This is a genomic window from Ancylomarina longa (genome assembly GCF_003996985.1).
Classification (GTDB): domain Bacteria; phylum Bacteroidota; class Bacteroidia; order Bacteroidales; family Marinifilaceae; genus Ancylomarina_A; species Ancylomarina_A longa.
Window position 1 is genome coordinate 1 of sequence record NZ_RJJX01000147.1, and the last position, 608, is coordinate 608.

General features: G+C 36.7%; 1 protein-coding gene. It reads left to right on the top strand.

Going from position 1 to position 608, the window contains the following annotated elements:
• Positions 1-55: 55 nt before the first annotated feature.
• Positions 56-608 (top strand): hypothetical protein (locus tag DLK05_RS19110; protein ID WP_209319947.1); only part of this gene is annotated, 553 nt, incomplete at its 3' end.

Consider the following 608-nt stretch of genomic DNA (forward strand, 5'->3'; position numbering starts at 1 on the left):
TCATTCAACTTCTGAAACTTTTGAAGATTACTTTGAAAGGTTTGAAATCTGGGCTATGACCAAGGAAGAAGATGAGGATCTTAATATTGTGGCACACTTCCTCACATTCATTGGAAAAGAATCATACAGCTTATTAAGAACTCTAGCTATGCCAGAAAAGCCTATCTCGCTTCCTTATACAACTCTCAAGGAACTACTGCTAGACTATGTCCAGTATACAAATTTCGAATGCGGTAAAGGAGGAAGATCTCGTAAAATGATTCATGAGGATATAAAAAACACCACTACATTACTACGTCATCCCAACCCAGTGCATACTCAAGGTTATGCAGACAATTCATTGAGTTTGGATGCAGTTCACGAGGATTGGGACACGTTTGGTCAGTGTTTGTCCTGTTGCAAGTTCCACTATTCTAATTCATGTAAATTTCGTAATTCTAAGTGCTTCAAATGTCGTGATATTGGACAAGTTCAGTCAGTTTGTAATGCTAATGTTCATCTTACTGTAACTAATATTAAGTCTTGTAATTCTGATTCTACTGAGTCGAGTATTCATGATGATCACTTATCTTTATCAACGATTTCAAAAGACAGTGCAGAGTCATATG